General features: G+C 64.0%; 20 protein-coding genes. 12 read left to right on the top strand and 8 right to left on the bottom strand.

What is annotated here, in order from left to right; translation table 11 throughout:
* Positions 1-122 precede the first annotated feature (122 nt).
* The 3 genes from OVY29_RS18050 (at position 123) to OVY29_RS18040 (ending at position 2,874) form a co-directional block, all read left to right on the top strand.
* Entirely contained in the window at positions 123-584 is a 462-nt protein-coding gene (locus tag OVY29_RS18050; protein ID WP_313911859.1) for a MucR family transcriptional regulator, read from the top strand.
* 108 nt (positions 585-692) lie between these two features.
* Entirely contained in the window at positions 693-1,697 is a 1,005-nt protein-coding gene (locus tag OVY29_RS18045; protein ID WP_313911858.1) for a nucleoid-associated protein, read from the top strand.
* Entirely contained in the window at positions 1,690-2,874 is a 1,185-nt protein-coding gene (locus OVY29_RS18040) for a hypothetical protein (protein ID WP_313911857.1), read from the top strand. Before OVY29_RS18045 ends, OVY29_RS18040 begins: the two co-directional genes overlap by 8 nt.
* Positions 2,875-3,161: 287 nt before the next feature.
* Here the strand turns inward: OVY29_RS18040 and OVY29_RS18035 are convergent, their stop codons facing one another.
* On the bottom strand, positions 3,162-3,947 hold the full coding sequence (locus OVY29_RS18035; protein ID WP_313911856.1) for a transglutaminase family protein: 786 nt from the start codon (positions 3,945-3,947) through the stop codon (positions 3,162-3,164).
* A 72-nt stretch (positions 3,948-4,019) separates the two neighbouring features.
* On the opposite strand from OVY29_RS18035, the gene OVY29_RS18030 reads away from it, so the two are divergent.
* On the top strand, positions 4,020-5,255 hold the full coding sequence (locus OVY29_RS18030) for a tetracycline resistance MFS efflux pump (protein WP_037553216.1): 1,236 nt from the start codon (positions 4,020-4,022) through the stop codon (positions 5,253-5,255).
* Here OVY29_RS18030 and OVY29_RS18025 read toward each other — a convergent pair.
* Positions 5,228-5,989 (bottom strand): competence/damage-inducible protein A, encoded by a 762-nt coding sequence (locus OVY29_RS18025; RefSeq protein ID WP_037553215.1) that lies wholly within the window; start codon positions 5,987-5,989, stop codon positions 5,228-5,230. The genes OVY29_RS18030 and OVY29_RS18025 overlap by 28 nt on opposite strands.
* Positions 5,990-6,090: 101 nt before the next feature.
* Here OVY29_RS18025 and OVY29_RS18020 point away from each other — a divergent pair, with 101 nt between their 5' ends.
* A complete protein-coding gene (locus OVY29_RS18020) occupies positions 6,091-6,729 on the top strand; it encodes a glutathione S-transferase family protein (RefSeq protein WP_313911855.1) in 639 nt (212 codons plus the stop codon).
* A 122-nt stretch (positions 6,730-6,851) separates the two neighbouring features.
* Here OVY29_RS18020 and OVY29_RS18015 read toward each other — a convergent pair whose 3' ends face one another.
* From OVY29_RS18015 to ung, 4 genes are all read right to left on the bottom strand, one after another.
* The gene (locus OVY29_RS18015) at positions 6,852-7,031 is read right to left on the bottom strand and encodes a hypothetical protein (RefSeq protein ID WP_152567539.1); all 180 of its coding nucleotides are present in this window, start codon (positions 7,029-7,031) and stop codon (positions 6,852-6,854) included.
* Between the two features lie 303 nt (positions 7,032-7,334).
* Complete coding sequence (locus OVY29_RS18010) at positions 7,335-7,793, bottom strand: YaiI/YqxD family protein (protein WP_313911854.1); 459 nt, start codon at positions 7,791-7,793, stop codon at positions 7,335-7,337.
* A complete protein-coding gene (locus OVY29_RS18005; RefSeq protein WP_313911853.1) occupies positions 7,790-8,548 on the bottom strand; it encodes a sulfite exporter TauE/SafE family protein in 759 nt (252 codons plus the stop codon). Before OVY29_RS18005 ends, OVY29_RS18010 begins: the two co-directional genes overlap by 4 nt.
* Before the next feature lie 10 nt (positions 8,549-8,558).
* Complete coding sequence (ung, locus tag OVY29_RS18000; protein ID WP_313911852.1) at positions 8,559-9,263, bottom strand: uracil-DNA glycosylase; 705 nt, start codon at positions 9,261-9,263, stop codon at positions 8,559-8,561.
* Positions 9,264-9,368: 105 nt separating this feature from the next.
* Between ung and tldD the strand changes: the two genes are divergently transcribed.
* Positions 9,369-10,811, top strand: a complete 1,443-nt coding sequence (tldD, locus tag OVY29_RS17995) for a metalloprotease TldD (protein ID WP_313912078.1) — start codon at positions 9,369-9,371, stop codon at positions 10,809-10,811.
* Between the two features lie 101 nt (positions 10,812-10,912).
* On the opposite strand, the gene OVY29_RS17990 is transcribed toward tldD, so the two are convergent.
* Positions 10,913-11,056 carry a hypothetical protein gene (locus tag OVY29_RS17990; protein WP_313911851.1) on the bottom strand — a complete coding sequence of 48 codons (144 nt, stop codon included), beginning with the start codon at positions 11,054-11,056 and terminating at the stop codon, positions 10,913-10,915.
* 33 nt (positions 11,057-11,089) lie between these two features.
* Positions 11,090-11,302 carry a hypothetical protein gene (locus OVY29_RS17985; RefSeq protein WP_313911850.1) on the bottom strand — a complete coding sequence of 71 codons (213 nt, stop codon included), beginning with the start codon at positions 11,300-11,302 and terminating at the stop codon, positions 11,090-11,092.
* Between the two features lie 286 nt (positions 11,303-11,588).
* Between OVY29_RS17985 and OVY29_RS17980 the strand changes: the two genes are divergently transcribed.
* The 6 genes from OVY29_RS17980 to OVY29_RS17955 all read left to right on the top strand — a co-directional run bounded on the left by OVY29_RS17980 (position 11,589) and on the right by OVY29_RS17955 (position 15,776).
* Positions 11,589-12,824, top strand: coding sequence for a hypothetical protein (locus OVY29_RS17980; protein ID WP_313911849.1), 1,236 nt, complete (start codon positions 11,589-11,591; stop codon positions 12,822-12,824).
* A gap of 82 nt (positions 12,825-12,906) precedes the next feature.
* Positions 12,907-13,308, top strand: coding sequence for a hypothetical protein (locus tag OVY29_RS17975; protein WP_037553206.1), 402 nt, complete (start codon positions 12,907-12,909; stop codon positions 13,306-13,308).
* Between the two features lie 69 nt (positions 13,309-13,377).
* Complete coding sequence (locus OVY29_RS17970) at positions 13,378-13,953, top strand: DUF924 family protein (RefSeq protein ID WP_037553204.1); 576 nt, start codon at positions 13,378-13,380, stop codon at positions 13,951-13,953.
* 28 nt (positions 13,954-13,981) lie between these two features.
* Entirely contained in the window at positions 13,982-14,560 is a 579-nt protein-coding gene (locus OVY29_RS17965) for a pyridoxamine 5'-phosphate oxidase family protein (protein ID WP_037553203.1), read from the top strand.
* 265 nt (positions 14,561-14,825) lie between these two features.
* Positions 14,826-15,056, top strand: a complete 231-nt coding sequence (locus tag OVY29_RS17960; protein ID WP_037553201.1) for a DUF2007 domain-containing protein — start codon at positions 14,826-14,828, stop codon at positions 15,054-15,056.
* Between the two features lie 15 nt (positions 15,057-15,071).
* Positions 15,072-15,776, top strand: a complete 705-nt coding sequence (locus OVY29_RS17955) for an endonuclease/exonuclease/phosphatase family protein (protein ID WP_037553200.1) — start codon at positions 15,072-15,074, stop codon at positions 15,774-15,776.
* Positions 15,777-15,843: the final 67 nt, after the last annotated feature.

Below are 15,843 nucleotides of genomic sequence, written 5' to 3'. Positions count from 1 at the left end.
AGAGTGAAAAATCGCGCGCCGCTCGCCCGTTCCGGGCGCGCGGCGCGATGCCCTATCGGTCAAATAGTCGTGGCCGGACGATCAGGCAGTTGATAGGACACGGACAGAAAAGGAGATCGCCGATGTCTGACGACACCCAGGATATGCTGCTCACGCTGACCGCCGATATTGTCGCGGCGCATGTATCGAACAACAGCGTCGGCATGGCCGATCTACCCGACCTGATTTCACGCGTGCATGGCGCGCTCGCGGGACTTGGCGGTCCGGTCGAGGAGCCGGTCGAAGAGCAGAAACCGGCTGTGTCGATCCGCGCGTCGGTAAAACCCGACTACATTGTCTGTCTCGAAGACGGCAAGAAGCTGAAAATGTTGCGCCGCCATTTGATGACGCACTACAGTATGACGCCCGATGACTATCGCGCCAAGTGGAACCTCCCGAAGGACTATCCGATGGTCGCCCCGAACTACGCCGAGACGCGCCGAGCGCTCGCCAAGGAGATCGGGCTAGGTACCAAAGGGCGCGGCGGCGGGCGCAAGCCTGCGGCCAAGGCGGCGGCCGCTCCAATGAAGCGAGGGCGGAACTGAAGTCTGCACCTACCTTCGTCAGTTGCACTCTAGACTGAGAGGTTGCTATTGTGTTCTCCGTCGGAGGATGCGGCGAGCCTAATAGCGCCGTAAAGAGGGGATGCCGCTTTGAACCAAATCGTTGCTTTGGCCGTTCACGATCTTGAACGGCAAGATGGGGCGTACGTTGTCAAAGCGCCCACAAAAACCTTGCCCGTCACGAAGACGACGCAGCGTGTCATCGACGAGCTGTATGACCTTTATAATCGTCGCGCCTCGAAGAGTTACGGCAAGTTCACGACCAGCGAGGGATATCCGACCCAAGGTCAAATTCGAGATTATGTGGATGAGCCGGAGAAGGACTTTCTGCGCCTGACGATCCGGATGATGGACACGCTTCGCGTCCAAGCGCAAGCACGGACGGCGTCGACCGGCGGCCATGTCTTCTTTGCCCATTTTCGTCGCGAGGGGCGGGATTTTCTGCTGGTTTCAATCGTTTCCGACAAAATCAGCGCGGCCCTCTCCGGGCAAGAAGATATCAAGGACGTGAACCATCTTGATCTTGAGGGTTTTCGCTTCGCCGGGCGGATAAATTTGACAGCTTGGGCAGAAGGTGCCGATCGTTACATCAGTTTCCTTAAGGGGAAAGGTGACGTTTCGGAGTATTTTCGACTTTTTTTGGGTTGCGATTCCGTAGTCGAGGCGCGAGTCGACACCTCCAATCTCGTTGCAGCGCTAAAGGAATTTGTGGCCGAGATGAAAATGCCGGAGAAGGACGGCAACGAATTTCTCGCGCGAGCAAAGGCCATCTGCGAACGGGCGTCAAGCAACCGCGAAGAGATCGAGTTCGAGAGTCTAGCGAACGAACTCATGCCGAAAAATCCGAAACAACTAACCGACCATCTCGGGAATACCGATCGTGCGCTGAGTGACCGGTTCGTGCCGGATCGTCGCGCATTGGCCTCGCTGGTTCGCTTCAAGGGCGGCACGAAACAGTGGAAGGTCGAGTTTGACCGTGACGCGGTCAGCAGCCGCGCGGTGATTTACGATCCGAAAGCCAACACACTCACCTTAACCGGCCTGCCCGATGAACTTGTTGCCCAGCTACAATCAGAAGGGCTCGGCCATGGCTGACGTCGGCTTTGCCGACCTTATTGAGTTGTATCGCCATATCACGTTCAATGGTGATGGCGGCGGCGTGCTCCGTGTGGCGAACGATCATATAGCAGGAATTCTTCGGGCCATTGATGCCGATGAACGGTTGTATGACCTAACTCAGATCAGCCTGGTCGATGCTCACCCGTTTAATGTCGGAGATGATGTATCTATCAACGTCCGAGCGCCCAGCTACAAGTTGGGGCTTCTTGCACGAAACTTCGATGCCCTTTTCGCCGCTCCCCACGCATCTTTTGAAGAACCGTCAGCATACTATGTGATCGATCCCGGGTATGCTCGCGGTGATGATCCCGTCCCGGCGCCGTTAGCTCGCTACCGGGCAATGCTGGTTGTTGTTTCACTTCTCCGCGAGGCCGCAAACTACGTTAGCGAGCTTCAGCGAGAACTGGTTTTCCTCGGTGAGGAACAGGTCGTAGTGCCGATTACGTTCGTTGCCTCGGATCTCCCAGCGTCTCTCGAAGGCCAGGCTTCACGCCTGAACGCCATTTTTGAGGGGGCGACGCATCGAGATGAGAAAACCCGCTTGCTAGCGGATGCGGTTACCGAAGTCGTGCGAGCTCAGCGACAATCGGAACGGTTTGTCTACCTCATCGCGAACCTCGGACTTCTCTGTGAGAAAGTGGAAAAAGGCTATCGCCTATTCGTGTCGAGCTTCTCGTATTCGAAGGTTAAAAAGGAGATTGAGACCGCGCGGTTAGATTACGTCGGGAAAATTCATAAGACGATCGTTGATGTGCAAGGTCAGCTCCTCGGCATTCCCGTGGCAACGATCGTGGTTGCGACGCAGCTTAAGAAGCCTGAGGGGTGCGATGTAGCATTCTGGACGAATACGGCGGTCCTTCTTGGGGCGTGGATTTTCATCGGACTACTTTGGGTCGCGGTTCGCAACCAGCTTCACACCCTCGACACCATCGGCTTGGAGATGGGGGCGCAGCGCACACGCTTGAACCGTGAAGAGGCCGCGTTGCGAGATGAGTTTGTCGGAATGTATGACGATCTTGATAAGAGAGTCAGTTGGCATCGGACTGCTCTTAAGGTCGTGAGCGGCGCGGCACTTGTAGGTGCGGCGCTTTCAACGCTAGCCTATTTGATGCTTACGCCGCGCGGGTCGGCAGCCTGCATTCTGGGATTATGAGAGGACCGGTAAGGCCCTCATTCCCAAAAGCTCGGGCTGTCGTTATAGCTACGAATCTCCAGCAAGCGCCGCGTTCGGAATCGAACCCGCGAACTTTTAAGTCAGGAACTGACGGGGGCCTTTCAGGGGGCCTTCGGATTGGCATCGGACAATATTGCTTCGATTCTCTTTAATTTTCTCGACTATTCGATTCCCTTCACCGCTCCAGTTTTCGCAAATCGCGATCAGCGAAAGCTCGGCCAGCCCCGCGACGCGGGGACTGACGGCGTGGCTTTGCCACGCCGGGCCTACTTCTCTTCGCAGGGCTTCACCCTCACCGACTGCTCGACCAGCTGGATCTCGCGATAGGCGGTGAGGAAAGCGATGTCGGCGGCGTCGCGGCCGATGCAGATGCGCGCGCATCCCGACGGCCTCGTCATCCCGGTCGCGTCGACCATATGCCAGTCGCCATCCAGATAGACTTCGGCGACGGCGTGGAAGTCCATGGGCTCGACGCCGAGCGCATAGACGCTCGCCATGCGCGCCGGGATATGCGCGGCGCGGGCGAGCGCGATCATCACATGCGTATAGTCGCGGCACACGCCGCGCCGTTCGACGAAGCTGTCGAGCGCGCCGGTATCGACGTCGCTGGTGCCCGCGACATAGGTGAAGCGGTTCTCGATCCAGTCGCGCATGCGGACGATCTTCGCCCCGCCTTCGAGCTCGCCGAAACGGCGGTCGACGAAGGCGTGAAACTTGTTCGAGGGGCAATAGCGCGATTCGTTGAGATAGGGCACCGCGCCGGCCGGCAGGCGGTGCAGCGGCACTTCGGCCAGCGAAGCGAGATCGATGTCGGGGCGGTCCACCGCGACGCGCGCGCGATATTCGGCGCGGAGCGTGCCCTCGGCACGCAGCCAGATCGGGTCGCAGATGCCGTCGGCCGCGGGTACGCGCGAAATGGATTCGGGCTCGCCGAGGTCGAGCGATGCGTCCTCGACATGCTGGCCGCCGCCGTTCGCCGCCTCGATCTGGAGCATCAGGTCGACCGGTTCGGACAGGCGGTAATTTAGGGAGGCGGAGATTTCGAGTTTCATCTATCGGCAACGCATCAAGGAGGGTTCGGTGGCGCTTAATAGGACAAAGGCCGGGACAAGGGAAAAGAACACGTGACGCCGGCGCGGACCATCCCGTTCATCGTCGCGACGATCTTCATGGACGCGATCGGCTTCGGCATCATCATGCCGGTGCTGCCGCAGCTCGTGATGGAGGTCGGCGAAATCGACCTGCCCCACGCGATCGAGGTCGGCGCGTGGATCGGCCTCGTCATGGCGGTCGCGACCTTCCTCGCCTCGCCGGTGCTCGGCAACCTCTCCGACCGCTTCGGGCGGCGGCGCGTGCTGCTGCTCGCATTGGGCGGGCTCGCGGTCGATTATGCGTTGCTCACCGTGGTCGAGACCTTGCCCTGGCTGTTCGTCGCGCGCGCGCTGTCGGGCATTTTCGGCGGCAGCTATGCCGCGGCGCAGGCGGCGATCGCCGACATCACCGCGCCCGAGGAGCGCGCGCGCAACTTCGGCTTCGTCGGCGCGGCGTTCGGGATCGGTTTCGTCGCGGGGCCGGCAATCGGCGGCTTTCTCGGCGAGATGAGCCCGCGCGCGCCCTTCGTCGCCGCCGCGATCCTCGCCGCCGCGAACATGCTCTACGGCCTGTTCATCTTTCCCGAAACGCTGCCGCCCGAACGCCGTCGCGCCTTCGACTGGCGCCGCGCCAATCCGCTGGGCGCGTGGCAGACGATGCGCGCGCTGCCCGGCATGGACGGCGTCGCGGGGGTGCTCGTGCTGTGGCAAATCGCAAGCCTCGTCTATCCGATGACGTGGAGCTTCTATTGCATCGCGCAGCTCGGCTGGACGCCGGGGATGATCGGGGCGAGCCTTGCCGCGGTCGGGGTGATGATCGCATTGGGGCAGGCGTTCGTCGTCGGGCCCGCGGTCGCGCGCTTCGGCGAGCGCGACGCGGCGACGCTCGGCATCCTCGTCGCGGTCGCGGTCTATATCGGCTATGCCTTCACCACCTCGACGATCGGCGCCTTCCTGCTGCTGATTCCCATCGCGCTGCAGGCGCCGGTGCAGCCGTCGCTGATGGCGATGATGTCGCGCCGCGCGACGGCGGAGACGCAGGGCGAGGTTCAGGGGATTTCGGCGATGGCGATGGGGCTGGGGCAGCTCGTCGCCCCGCTGCTGCTCACGGGAACGATGGCTTATTTCACCGCCGACAAGGCGCCGGTGCATTTTCCGGGCGCCGCCTTCATTGTCGCCGCCGTCTTTGGCCTGCTAGCGATTGCCATGCTCCGCCGCCTGCCGCGCGCGCAGCCGGCCGATCAGATGCCGCCGTCGGTCACCGCATAGCCGAGCGCATCGAAGCCCGCGGTCAGCATCTGGATGCAGGCCGCGACCTCGGCGCCATCGGTCGAGCGAATGACGAAATTCGCCCCGACCTTGCCATCGCGAAAGAAGGGATAGCTGCCGATCGCAACCCCCGGATGCTCCTTTTCGCCGAGGCGGAGCAGGTCGGCGATCTCGCTCTCGGGCGCCCATGCGCCGATCGTATGCGCGACGAGCGGCTTGCCACCTTCGAGCTCGCCGGTCAGCGCGTCGAGCATGCCCGCGGTGATGTGCGGCACACCGGCCATCACGAACAGATTGCCGATGCGGATGCCCGGCGCGCCCGACATGCGGTTGGGGATCAGCTCGGCGCCGTCGGGGGTGCGCGCCATGCGCAGCCGCGCCTCGGTCAGCTCGCCGCCGCGCTTGCTGTAATAGCCCTCGAGGATCGCGCGCGCCTCTGGATGGACGATGACGCCGACGCCCAGTGCCTTGGCCACCGCATCGACGGTGATGTCGTCGTGCGTCGGGCCGATGCCGCCGGTGGTGAAAACATAGTCGTAGCGCGCGCGGATCGCGTTCAGCGCATCGACGATCTCGTCCTCGACGTCGGGCACGATGCGCACCTCGCGCAAGCGAATTCCCTGCACGTCGAGCCAGGTCGCGATCTGCGATACATTCTTGTCCTGCGTGCGGCCCGAGAGAATCTCGTCGCCGATCACCAGCACGGCGGCGGTCCAGATGCGTTCGTCGCTCATCGCTTTGCCTTAGCCCGCTGGCATGACAAAACAAGTCCGCTGGCAGTCGAACTTTGTTCTTGATATGTTCTTACCCGAATCAATCCAATGGGAGAAGCGCGATGGCCGACGAACTGATTTTCTATACCAACCCGATGTCGCGCGGACAGATCGCGCGCTGGATGCTCGAAGAGGTCGGCGTGCCTTACGAACCGCGCATCCTCGATTATGGGACGACGATGAAGGACGCCGCCTATCTCAAGGTGAACCCGATGGGCAAGGTTCCGGCGATCGTCCACAATGGCAAGGCGGTCACCGAATGCGCCGCGATCTGCGCCTATCTCGCCGACGCCTTTCCCGAAAAGGGCCTCGCCCCCGACCCGGCCGACCGCGCCGATTATTATCGCTGGCTCTTTTTCACCGCGGGCCCCGTCGAACAGGCGATCACCGCGAAGCATTTCGGAATCGAACCCGATGCCGACCAGCAGCGCATGGCGGGCTTCGGTTCGCTCGCCGCGGCTCTCGACGCGCTCGAAGGCGCGGTCGCGGGCAAGGCGTTCGTCACGGGCGACCGCTTCAGCGCCGCCGACGTCTATGTCGGCAGCCAGATCGACTGGGGATTGCAGTTCGGCACCATCGCGCCGCGCCCGGCGTTCGAGGCCTATGCCGCCGGACTTCGCGAACGCCCGGCCTACCAGCGCGCGAAAGAAATCGACAACGGGCTGATCGCCGAGATGCAGGCGGCGGGCGCCGCGGGCTAGGGTCAGGACCCTAGGCGCGGAACTCGAAAACGAGACAGCCCTCCCGCCTGGGTCGCAGGGGCGGGAGGGCTGTGGTTCCGGACCGCCGTGGTGGGGCGGCCCGGATAGGAAACCGGTCGCGCCTAGCGCGCGGCTTCGCGCACCTTCTGCACGGCGGGGAGCAGCAGGCCGATCAGGATCTGGATCGGGTTCGAGGTCACCGTGATGCTGCCCTGCGCGGGCTGCGCCGACTGCGCCATCGCGGGGGTCGCCGAAGCGAGGATGGCGAGCGCGAGGACAGGGGCGATCATCTTCTTGGTCATCTTCATTTCCTTTCAGAATCGGTTCAAAGTCATCGAATTGGGTTCGGGTCTTTCCCGATGCGCTGCTTATGCCGCGCGGCATCGCACCCGGCGGTGATCGCCGTCACTCGCCGGAGAAAAACTCACAAAGACTTGAAAAGAAAAGAAAGAAACTTTTTAGAGCATCGTGCGCTAATTAAAACCCGTTCGCCCTGAGCTTGTCGAAGGGCCGTTCTTTCTTTTGGCACCGCAGAAGAAGGACGGTGCTTCGACAAGCTCAGCACAAACGGGGTCGGGTTTGATTCCGATTATCAGCTTGATGCTCTAACCGCGCTTGAGCCGCACCAATGCCGCATCGAGCGCCTGCAGGAATTGCGAGCGATCGGCCTTCGAAAAGGGCGGCGGCCCGCCCACCCGGCCGTCCATTCCCGCGCGCAGGTCGGCCATGATCGCGCGCGTCGCGATCGCGGGGCCGATCGATGCCGCGGTAAAGGGCTTGCCGTTCGGGCCGAGCACCGTGGCCCCCGCCTTCAGCGCGCGGTCGGCGAGCAATATGTCGGCGGTGACCACGATGCTCTTCGCATCCGCCGCTTCGGCGATCCAGTCGTCGGCGGCGTCGAAGCCGTCCGAGACGACCACCCGCTCGATCAGCGGATGCTCGGGCACGCGCAGCCGGCTGTTGCTCACGACCTTGACCGCCACCTCGTGCCGCCACGCGACGCGATAGATTTCGTCCTTCACCGGACAGGCGTCGGCATCGACGAGGATCACTGGCGCGCTCATCCCGAAAGCCCGTCCCAGAGCAGCTTGGCGCCGAGCAACACCATCAGCGCATAGATGAGCACATAGAAGCGTTCGGGGTTCATCCGCTTCATCCAGCGCACGGTCAGCAGCGTCGAGACGATCGCGAGCGGCATCAGCAGCAGCGCCGCGACGACGACCTCGTGCGGAAAGGCGCCGAGCGCGAGATAGGCGGGAACCTTCATCCAGTTGATCAGCGCGAAGAGCACCGAACTCGTCCCGATGAAGACGAGGTGCGGCAGGCGGCGCGGCGTCACCCACATCTGGAACGGCGGGCCGCCGGCATGCGCGATCTGGCTCGTCAGCCCGGTCGCGAAGCCGAACAGGCTGCCGACCCAGCCCGGCGACTGCGACGCCGCGACGATCCGCCCGCCGCGCTCGACCCACAGACGGTAAAGCCCGAAGGCGAGCGTGATCGCGCCCAGCGCCGCCATCAGCTGAGCCTCGTTCACCCGTTCGGCATAGTACCAGCCCGCGAGGATGCCGAGCGCGGCGCCGGGCAGCATCCAGCCGATGATCCAGCCGTCCCATGTCTTGCGGAACGACCAGACGCTGATCACGTCCTGCACAATCAGCACCGGCAGCAGCAGCGCCGCCGCGGTCGCCGGCGGCAGCACCAGTGCCGCCAGAGGCGTCGCGAGCGCACCGACCCCGGCGAGCCCGCCCTTCGCCATGCCGAGCAACACGACCGCGACGACCAGAATCGCCAGCGTCGCCGGATCGGCCAGGATGCTCATGCGGCGGGGATCATGCGTCGGGGTTTTCGGGCAAGCGCCAGTCGATCGCGCCACGCCCCTTCGCCTCGAGAAAGGCATTCGCCTGGCTGAACGGCCGCGACCCGAAAAAGCCGTTATGCGCCGACAGCGGCGAGGGATGCGGCGCGCGCAGGATCAGGTGCGGGCCGCCGGGGCCCAGCCCCGGCACGTTCGCCGCCTTCTTCTGCGCATGGTTGCCCCACAGGATGAAGACCTTGGGCGCCGGATCGGCGGCGACCGCCGCGACCGCGGCGTCGGTGAACTTCTCCCATCCCTTGCCCTGATGCGACGCGGCCATCCCCGCCTCGACCGTCAGGCAATTGTTGAGCAGCAGCACGCCCTGCTCGGCCCAATGTTTCAAATAGCCGTGCGATGCGGGCGGGATGCCGAGGTCGCTCTTCATTTCCTTGTAGATGTTGACGAGGCTCGGCGGGGTGCGCACGCCGGGCTGCACCGAAAAGCAGAGCCCGTGCGCCTGCCCCGGCCCGTGATAGGGGTCCTGCCCCAAGATCACGACGCGCACATCCTGCGGCGGCGTCGCGTCGAGCGCGGCGAACCAGTCGCGCGGGCGCGGAAAGATCGCCTTCCCCTTGTCGCGCTCGCCCGCCAGAAATTGCTTGAGCGCCGCCATATAGGGCTGCTCGAACTCGCCGCCGATGCGGGCGAGCCAGTCGGGATGCAGTTTGACCTCGGCCATGCCCATGGGCTTCACCAGAGCGCGGCGGGCTTGTCCAGCCTCCTGTTCGCCACGGCGCGGCGAACGGGCCTTTGCGTCATCGGCTCGCTTCCCTATATCACCCCAATGACGAGCCCGACCGACCCCCGCCGCTTCCTCTATCGCGCCGATGCGCTCGACCCCGATCTCGCGCAGAAGCTTGCGCGCGAGGCGCTCGCCAAGGCCGACGACGGCGAGCTTTACCTGCAATATCGCGCGACCGAGAGCTTCGGCTTCGACGATGGGCGCCTCAAGACCGCCGATTATTCGACCGACGCCGGCTTTGGCCTCCGCGCCGTATCGGGCGAGATGACGGGCTTCGCGCATGCGAGCGACGTCAGCGCAGGGGCGATCCGCCGCGCTGCCGAAACGCTCGCGTTGCTCGATCCCGCCAGCCAAGCTCCCGCCGGCCCGCCGCCGCGCACCAACCGCCACCTTTACGACGAGGCGAATCCGCTCGACCTCATCCCCTTCGCGAAGAAGGTCGAGCTTTGCCAGAAGGTCGACGCCGCCGCGCGCGCGCGCGATCCGCGCGTCGTGCAGGTCTCGGTCGCGCTCGCCGGGAGCTGGTTGGTGGTCGAGATCGTCCGCGCCGACGGCTTCCTCGCGACCGATATCCGCCCGCTCGTCCGCCTCAACGTCTCGATCGTGGTCGAGGAGAACGGGCGCCGCGAGAGCGGCTATTTCGGCCTCGGCGGCCGCTATATGTACGACCATCTGTTCGAACCCGCACAGTGGAACCGCGCGATCGACGAGGCGCTGAACCAGGCGCTCGTCAATCTGCGCGCGGTCGACGCCCCCGCGGGCGAGTTCACCGTGCTGCTCGGCCCCGGCTGGCCCGGCGTGCTGCTGCACGAAGCCGTCGGCCACGGGCTCGAGGGCGATTTCAACCGCAAGGGCACCAGCGCCTTTTCCGGCCGTATCGGCGAACGCGTCGCGGCGCCCGGCGTGACGGTGGTCGACGACGGGGCGATGGAAAGCCCGGTCGGCGGCGGCCGCCGCGGTTCGCTCAGCATCGACGACGAGGGCACCCCGACCGGCGAGACGGTGCTGATCGAGGACGGAATCCTCAAAGGCTATATGCAGGACCGCCTCAACGCGCGGCTGATGGGCGTCGAACCGACCGGCAACGGGCGCCGCGAGAGCTTCGCGCACGCGCCGATGCCGCGGATGACCAACACCTTCATGCGCGGCGGGAATGACGATCCCGCCGAGCTTCTGAGCCGCGTCAAGAACGGTATCTTCGCCAAGAGCTTTGGCGGCGGACAGGTCGATATCGTGTCGGGCAAGTTCGTCTTTTCCTGCACCGAGGCGTACAAGATCGAGAACGGCAAGCTTGGCACACCGATCAAGGGCGCGACGCTGATCGGCGACGGGCCGAGCGTGCTCACCAAGGTCACCGGCATCGGGGACGACATGGCGATCGACGAGGGCATCGGCATCTGCGGCAAGGCGGGGCAGAGCGTCCCTGCGGGCGTCGGCCAGCCGACCTTGCTGGTCAGCGGGCTGACGGTGGGCGGGACTGCCTGATATCTATGCGTCGCTTAGCTGCTCGGAAACCAGTTGGGCCAGATATGCTTCGAGAGCAGACACGTCGAGATTTCCATTTTCCCACGCGCGGTCGGCTGCCTTCAAGGCATCATAATATCCAACGCAAAGGGACCTTGTTTAAGGCCAATTTCAATGCAGTTTGCCAGCAAGTCGTACTGGCGGATCAGATTTCTCTCCAGAAGCCGAGCATAGAGTTCGGCATCTTGCGATTCCAAAACGATCATAAAAAGAGAGCCCGGCTCTCGCCGGGCCCTTCCCTAGGCTGCTTCCTTCAAACGGAAACTATGAATTGCGCGCATAGCGCTGTCCTTGGTGATGAAATCCGAGTCTGGCGCATTCCCATAGGCAAAGCTTGCCTTCTGTTGATCAAACTCATCATCGGTCAGCGGCTTTGCCAAAGCCTCTTTTACCTGCTGTTCGAGATCATTGCGTTCAGGCGTCGGACCCATCATGGGCTTCCGAGCTGCCATACGATTCTCCTCTGGCGATAACCCAAAAAATCTTGGGTACGTAAAAATGATTCACCTAGGCAAAATAGGCAAGAGGGTTCTCAAAAAATTTTTACCATCTGTTAGGATCGGATTCTAAGCCGAAATTTCCGGCTCGGAATCCAACACAAAACTGCGCCAAAGGATAATCACTCCTGTGATCGCCCTCACTTGGCGTTCTGCCACCTCACGCCTATAGACAATCCAAACAAGAATAGGTTTCGGTCGCATCATCCGTGGGGGGATCCCTCGCAACAGGGAGGATAGCATGCGTTCGACTCTGCGTTTCGTTTCCGTCGCCGCCATCGCCGCGATGCTCGCCGCCGTTCCGGGCTCGGCGCAAAAGACCACCGGACCCAAAGAACGCTATGAAATGGACGTCGCGACCGCGTCGGGTTTCGCCGCGATGACCGCGGGCGGGCGCAAGCCCGGCGTCGGCGGAATGATGGGGATGATGTTCGGCGGCGGCCCCGAAAATCAGGTCGCGCGCACGATCGAACTCCGGCTCGGGGCGAATCAGCCGCCGACCAAGCCGCCCGTGCGCGCCGACCATTTTTTCCAGCCGCAGGCGAAGCTTGGCGCGTCATTGCCGCTATGGGGGCCCGAGCCCGGACAACCGCGTCCGCGCGAGGACGGCAATGAAATGCCCGACAATTTCGAACGTCCCAAGGGCCGCCTGCTGCTCTTTTGGGGCTGCGGCGCCAAGGCCGGGCCGGGGCAGCCCGTCGTGATCGACTTTGCCAAGGTCGCGGCGGGGCAAGTGCCGCCGAACCTTTTCACCTCGACCGTCCCGCGCATCCGCGAGGTGATGGCGTCGAACAGCGACTCCTATGCCGACTGGCCGAACCGCAAATCGTCAAAGGCGGTGCCGAAGGACAGCTCGCTGCTCGGCGCGCACCGCGTCGCGGGCAATGTGGGGCCGGAGATCAATTTCACGCTCGCGCAGGATTATATGCCCGCGCTGGGTGCCTCGACCGTGCAGCAGGGCGACGGGTCGGTGATGATCCGCTGGAACGCGCTCCAGCCGGCGACCGGCTATGTCGCCTGGGCGTTCGGCGGCATGGACCGCGGCGGCGGGAACGGCGACATGGTGTGGTGGACGAGCAGCAACGCGCGCGAATTCGGCGGCGGCCTGTGGGACTGGCTGCCGCCGTCGGTCGTCGCGAACCTGATCACCAAAAGGATCGTGATGCCCCCGTCGCAGACGAGCTGCCAGATTCCCGCCGAGGTCAAGAAGGCGTCGGGCGAGATGATGATCGGCAATTTGAACGCCTTCGGACCCGAGGCGAATTTCTCCTATCCGCCAAAGCCCGCGGGCAATGCGGTGTGGAATATCGACTGGACCGCGAAAGTGCGCTTCCGGTCGCACACGATGCTGATGATCGGCGCCGATTTCGGCGGCATGGGCGGGGCGTCGACGGGCGGCAGCGCTCCGGCCGAGCCCGCGAAAAAGAAGAAGTGCAAAGGCCCGTTCGGCATTCCGCTCCCCGACGGGGCGTGCTGAAACGGCGGCGAGTCAGCCCCTGTTCACGCACAATCGCGTAAACGGGCGCCGGGTAGGCTATGATGAAGACAGGAGTCGAACCATGCGTCACCTCATCCCGGCGCTCATTGCCGCCGCGGCCGTAGCGGCCGCTCCCGCCGCGACCGCGCGCGAGAAGCTTGATCCCGAGGCCGAGCTCGCCAAGCTGCTCGAAGGCCGCGTCGCCGGCGAACCGCAGAATTGCATCCCGCTGTCGACCGCGCGCAGCTCGCAGATCATCGACAAGACCGCGATCGTCTACAAGGTCGGCAGCACCTATTGGGTCAACCGGCCCAAGGGCGGCGCCGAATCGCTCGACGACGACGATATTCTCGTCCTCAGGACGACGGGGAGCCAGCTGTGCAGCATCGACACGCTCGAACTGCACGATCGGACGAGCCGGATGTACAGCGGCTTCGTTTCGCTCGGCGAATTCGTCCCCTATCGAAAAGCGAAGGGCGAATAGCTTCGCGAGCGCACAGCTAAGCGATCCAGGGTTGCGCAAACCGCTCTGGATTGCTTCGCTGCGCTCGCAATGACGAACGATTCCCAAGCACCCGCACCGCCCCCCGCCGACTGGGCCCGGCAGCTGCTCGCCTTCTGGTTCGACGACCATGGCATGGACGACTGGTACGGCGGCGGCCCCGATTTCGATGCCGAGGTCCGCGATCTTGCTGAAGGCTGGCACGAGGCCCTCCGTTCGCAGCCCGCCGAGGCCTTTCTGACCGACCCCGACACCGCGCTCGCGGCGACGATCCTGTTCGATCAGGTGCCGCGCAACATCTATCGCGGCCACGCCGACGCCTTCGCGACCGACAGCCTCGCCCGCGCGATCGCGCGCGGCATCGTCGCGCGCGGCTGGCACGAAAGCTGGCCCGACGAGCGCCGCCAGTTCGCCTGCCTGCCCTTTCAGCATAGCGAGGATCTCGGCGACCAGCGCGAATCGCTGCGCCTGTTCGGCCAGTTCGACGACCCGATGTTTCAGGATTATGCCAAGAAGCATTTCGACATCGTCGACCGCTTCGGCCGCTTCCCCCACCGCAACGACGCGCTCGGCCGCGCGACCCGGCCCGATGAGGAAGCGGCGATAGAAGAGGGCAAGAATTGGTGATAGGGCGGATCCGAACCGGAGAACAGCCATGGCCGAATTCACCGATACGCTGACCGAAAAGCATATCGCCTTCATCGCGAAGCAGCCGGTCTTTTTCACCGCGACCGCCGCCGCCGACGGCCGGATCAACCTGTCGCCAAAGGGCTATGCCGACAGTTTCCGCGTCCTTTCCGAAAATCAGGTCGCCTATCTCGACCTCGGCGGATCGGGAAACGAAACCCACGCGCACCTCGCCGCCGATGGCCGGATCACGATCATGTTCTGTGCCTTCGACCGCAGCGCACTGATCCTGCGCATCTATGGCCGCGGGCGTCCCGTGCTGCCGCAGGACGGGGAATGGGACGCGCTCGCGGCCCATTTCAAGCTGCTTCCCGGCACGCGCCAGATTTTCGTGATCGACATCGAAAGCGTGCAGACGAGCTGCGGCTGGGGCGTGCCGATGATGGAACTGCAACACGAGCGCGACACGCTGCAAAAATATCACCGCCAAGCCGACCGCGCGCTGTGGGTCGAAAAATTCAAGGAACGCGACCGGAGCATCGACGGCCTGCCGACGCGCCCGACCGACCGTTTCATTTCGGGCGAGCCTCAGGACGTAAATCCGTAGATTGCGCGTTCGAGGTTTGAAGCGATTTTGTTCAGGGCAAGGAAGCGAGGCGCAGGCATATGAGTATATTCCCAGGCTTGCTGACGCGGCCATGGACAAAATCGGTCAAATCCCCCCTTCCGCTTGTTGTGGGGGACGTCGAAATGGCTTCGATCTCGCCCCCGCGCGGCCTTGCAGATGGAACCACCCTCTGCGACAGCCGCGCGAAGCCGATATCTTCGCCATTTCGGCGCCTCGACCGCGCAATCTACGGGTTTACGTCCTAATGCCGCTCGTCGAGCTGGTGCGGCTTCCCAACGGCGCCGAGGCCGAATTGCTGCGCGGCCGGCTCGAAAGCGCGGGTGTCCACGCGGTCTGTTTCGACGCGGGCATGAATATCGCCGAGAGCGTCGGGCTGCTCATTCCGGTGCGGGTGATGGTGCTCGACGAGGATCTGGACGAGGCGCGCGCGTTGATGACCGAGTTCGAGGGCGGCGGGAACGGAACCGCGGCCTGAGCGCTTGAAAAGCAGATGATCAAGGTCGCCAGCTACAATATGCGCAAGGGCATCGGGCTCGATCGCCGCCGCGATCCAGGCCGCGTGCTGTCGGTGCTCGGCGAACTCGATGCCGACATCGTTGCGCTGCAGGAGGCCGACCGGCGTTTCGGCACCCGCGCGAGCGCGATCCCGCCGCACATGTTCGCGGATCATAGCGATTATGTCCCCGTCGATCTCTTGAGCGGGCGTCCCTATGCGATCGGCTGGCACGGCAATGCGCTGCTCGTGCGCAAGGGTGCCGAGGTCGAGGAAAGTCACGCGCTCCACCTGCCGACGCTCGAACCGCGCGGCGCCGTCGCCGCGACGGTGCGCATCGGCGATACGCGGCTCCGCGTCGTCGGCATGCACCTCGATATTTCGGGGCTGCGCCGCCGCCAGCAGGCGCGCGCGATCCTGAACCATGTCGCCGAGGGCGAGCCCTTGCCGACGATCCTGATGGGCGATTGCAACGAATGGCGCGCGACCGGCGGCTGCCTTGCCGATTTCGGCGCGCAACACCGCCTCGTCGACACCGGCCACAGCTTCCACAGCCGCCGCCCCGTCGCCAAGCTCGACCGGATTTTCGCGACCCCCGACCTCGAAGCGGTCGAGGCGGGCGTCCATCGCAGCGCGCTCGCGGCGAGGGCGTCGGATCATTTGCCCATCTGGGCGCGGTTCAAGGCCGCCGCCGACACTTAAACCCCCTCCAGCTTGCGGGAGGGGCAGCGAGACTTGCGAGCTTGCTCGCTAGTCGCAGCGGGGAGGG

This window comes from Sphingopyxis sp. SE2, assembly GCF_032227185.1.
GTDB lineage: Bacteria > Pseudomonadota > Alphaproteobacteria > Sphingomonadales > Sphingomonadaceae > Sphingopyxis.
Note: the sequence above shows the minus strand (reverse complement) of the source record. Positions and strands in the feature narration are given on the sequence as shown.

Coding starts and splice junctions, on each gene's coding strand:
- OVY29_RS18050 (WP_313911859.1), top strand. CDS start 123: ATGTCTGACGACACCCAGGATATGCTGCTCACGCTGACCGCCGATATT.
- OVY29_RS18040 (WP_313911857.1), top strand. CDS start 1,690: ATGGCTGACGTCGGCTTTGCCGACCTTATTGAGTTGTATCGCCATATC.
- OVY29_RS18035 (WP_313911856.1), bottom strand. CDS start 3,947: ATGAAACTCGAAATCTCCGCCTCCCTAAATTACCGCCTGTCCGAACCG.
- OVY29_RS18025 (WP_037553215.1), bottom strand. CDS start 5,989: ATGAGCGACGAACGCATCTGGACCGCCGCCGTGCTGGTGATCGGCGAC.
- OVY29_RS18020 (WP_313911855.1), top strand. CDS start 6,091: ATGGCCGACGAACTGATTTTCTATACCAACCCGATGTCGCGCGGACAG.
- OVY29_RS18015 (WP_152567539.1), bottom strand. CDS start 7,031: ATGACCAAGAAGATGATCGCCCCTGTCCTCGCGCTCGCCATCCTCGCT.
- OVY29_RS18010 (WP_313911854.1), bottom strand. CDS start 7,793: ATGAGCGCGCCAGTGATCCTCGTCGATGCCGACGCCTGTCCGGTGAAG.
- OVY29_RS18005 (WP_313911853.1), bottom strand. CDS start 8,548: ATGAGCATCCTGGCCGATCCGGCGACGCTGGCGATTCTGGTCGTCGCG.
- ung (WP_313911852.1), bottom strand. CDS start 9,263: ATGGCCGAGGTCAAACTGCATCCCGACTGGCTCGCCCGCATCGGCGGC.
- tldD (WP_313912078.1), top strand. CDS start 9,369: ATGACGAGCCCGACCGACCCCCGCCGCTTCCTCTATCGCGCCGATGCG.
- OVY29_RS17990 (WP_313911851.1), bottom strand. CDS start 11,056: ATGATCGTTTTGGAATCGCAAGATGCCGAACTCTATGCTCGGCTTCTG.
- OVY29_RS17985 (WP_313911850.1), bottom strand. CDS start 11,302: ATGGCAGCTCGGAAGCCCATGATGGGTCCGACGCCTGAACGCAATGAT.
- OVY29_RS17980 (WP_313911849.1), top strand. CDS start 11,589: ATGCGTTCGACTCTGCGTTTCGTTTCCGTCGCCGCCATCGCCGCGATG.
- OVY29_RS17975 (WP_037553206.1), top strand. CDS start 12,907: ATGCGTCACCTCATCCCGGCGCTCATTGCCGCCGCGGCCGTAGCGGCC.
- OVY29_RS17970 (WP_037553204.1), top strand. CDS start 13,378: ATGACGAACGATTCCCAAGCACCCGCACCGCCCCCCGCCGACTGGGCC.
- OVY29_RS17965 (WP_037553203.1), top strand. CDS start 13,982: ATGGCCGAATTCACCGATACGCTGACCGAAAAGCATATCGCCTTCATC.
- OVY29_RS17960 (WP_037553201.1), top strand. CDS start 14,826: ATGCCGCTCGTCGAGCTGGTGCGGCTTCCCAACGGCGCCGAGGCCGAA.
- OVY29_RS17955 (WP_037553200.1), top strand. CDS start 15,072: ATGATCAAGGTCGCCAGCTACAATATGCGCAAGGGCATCGGGCTCGAT.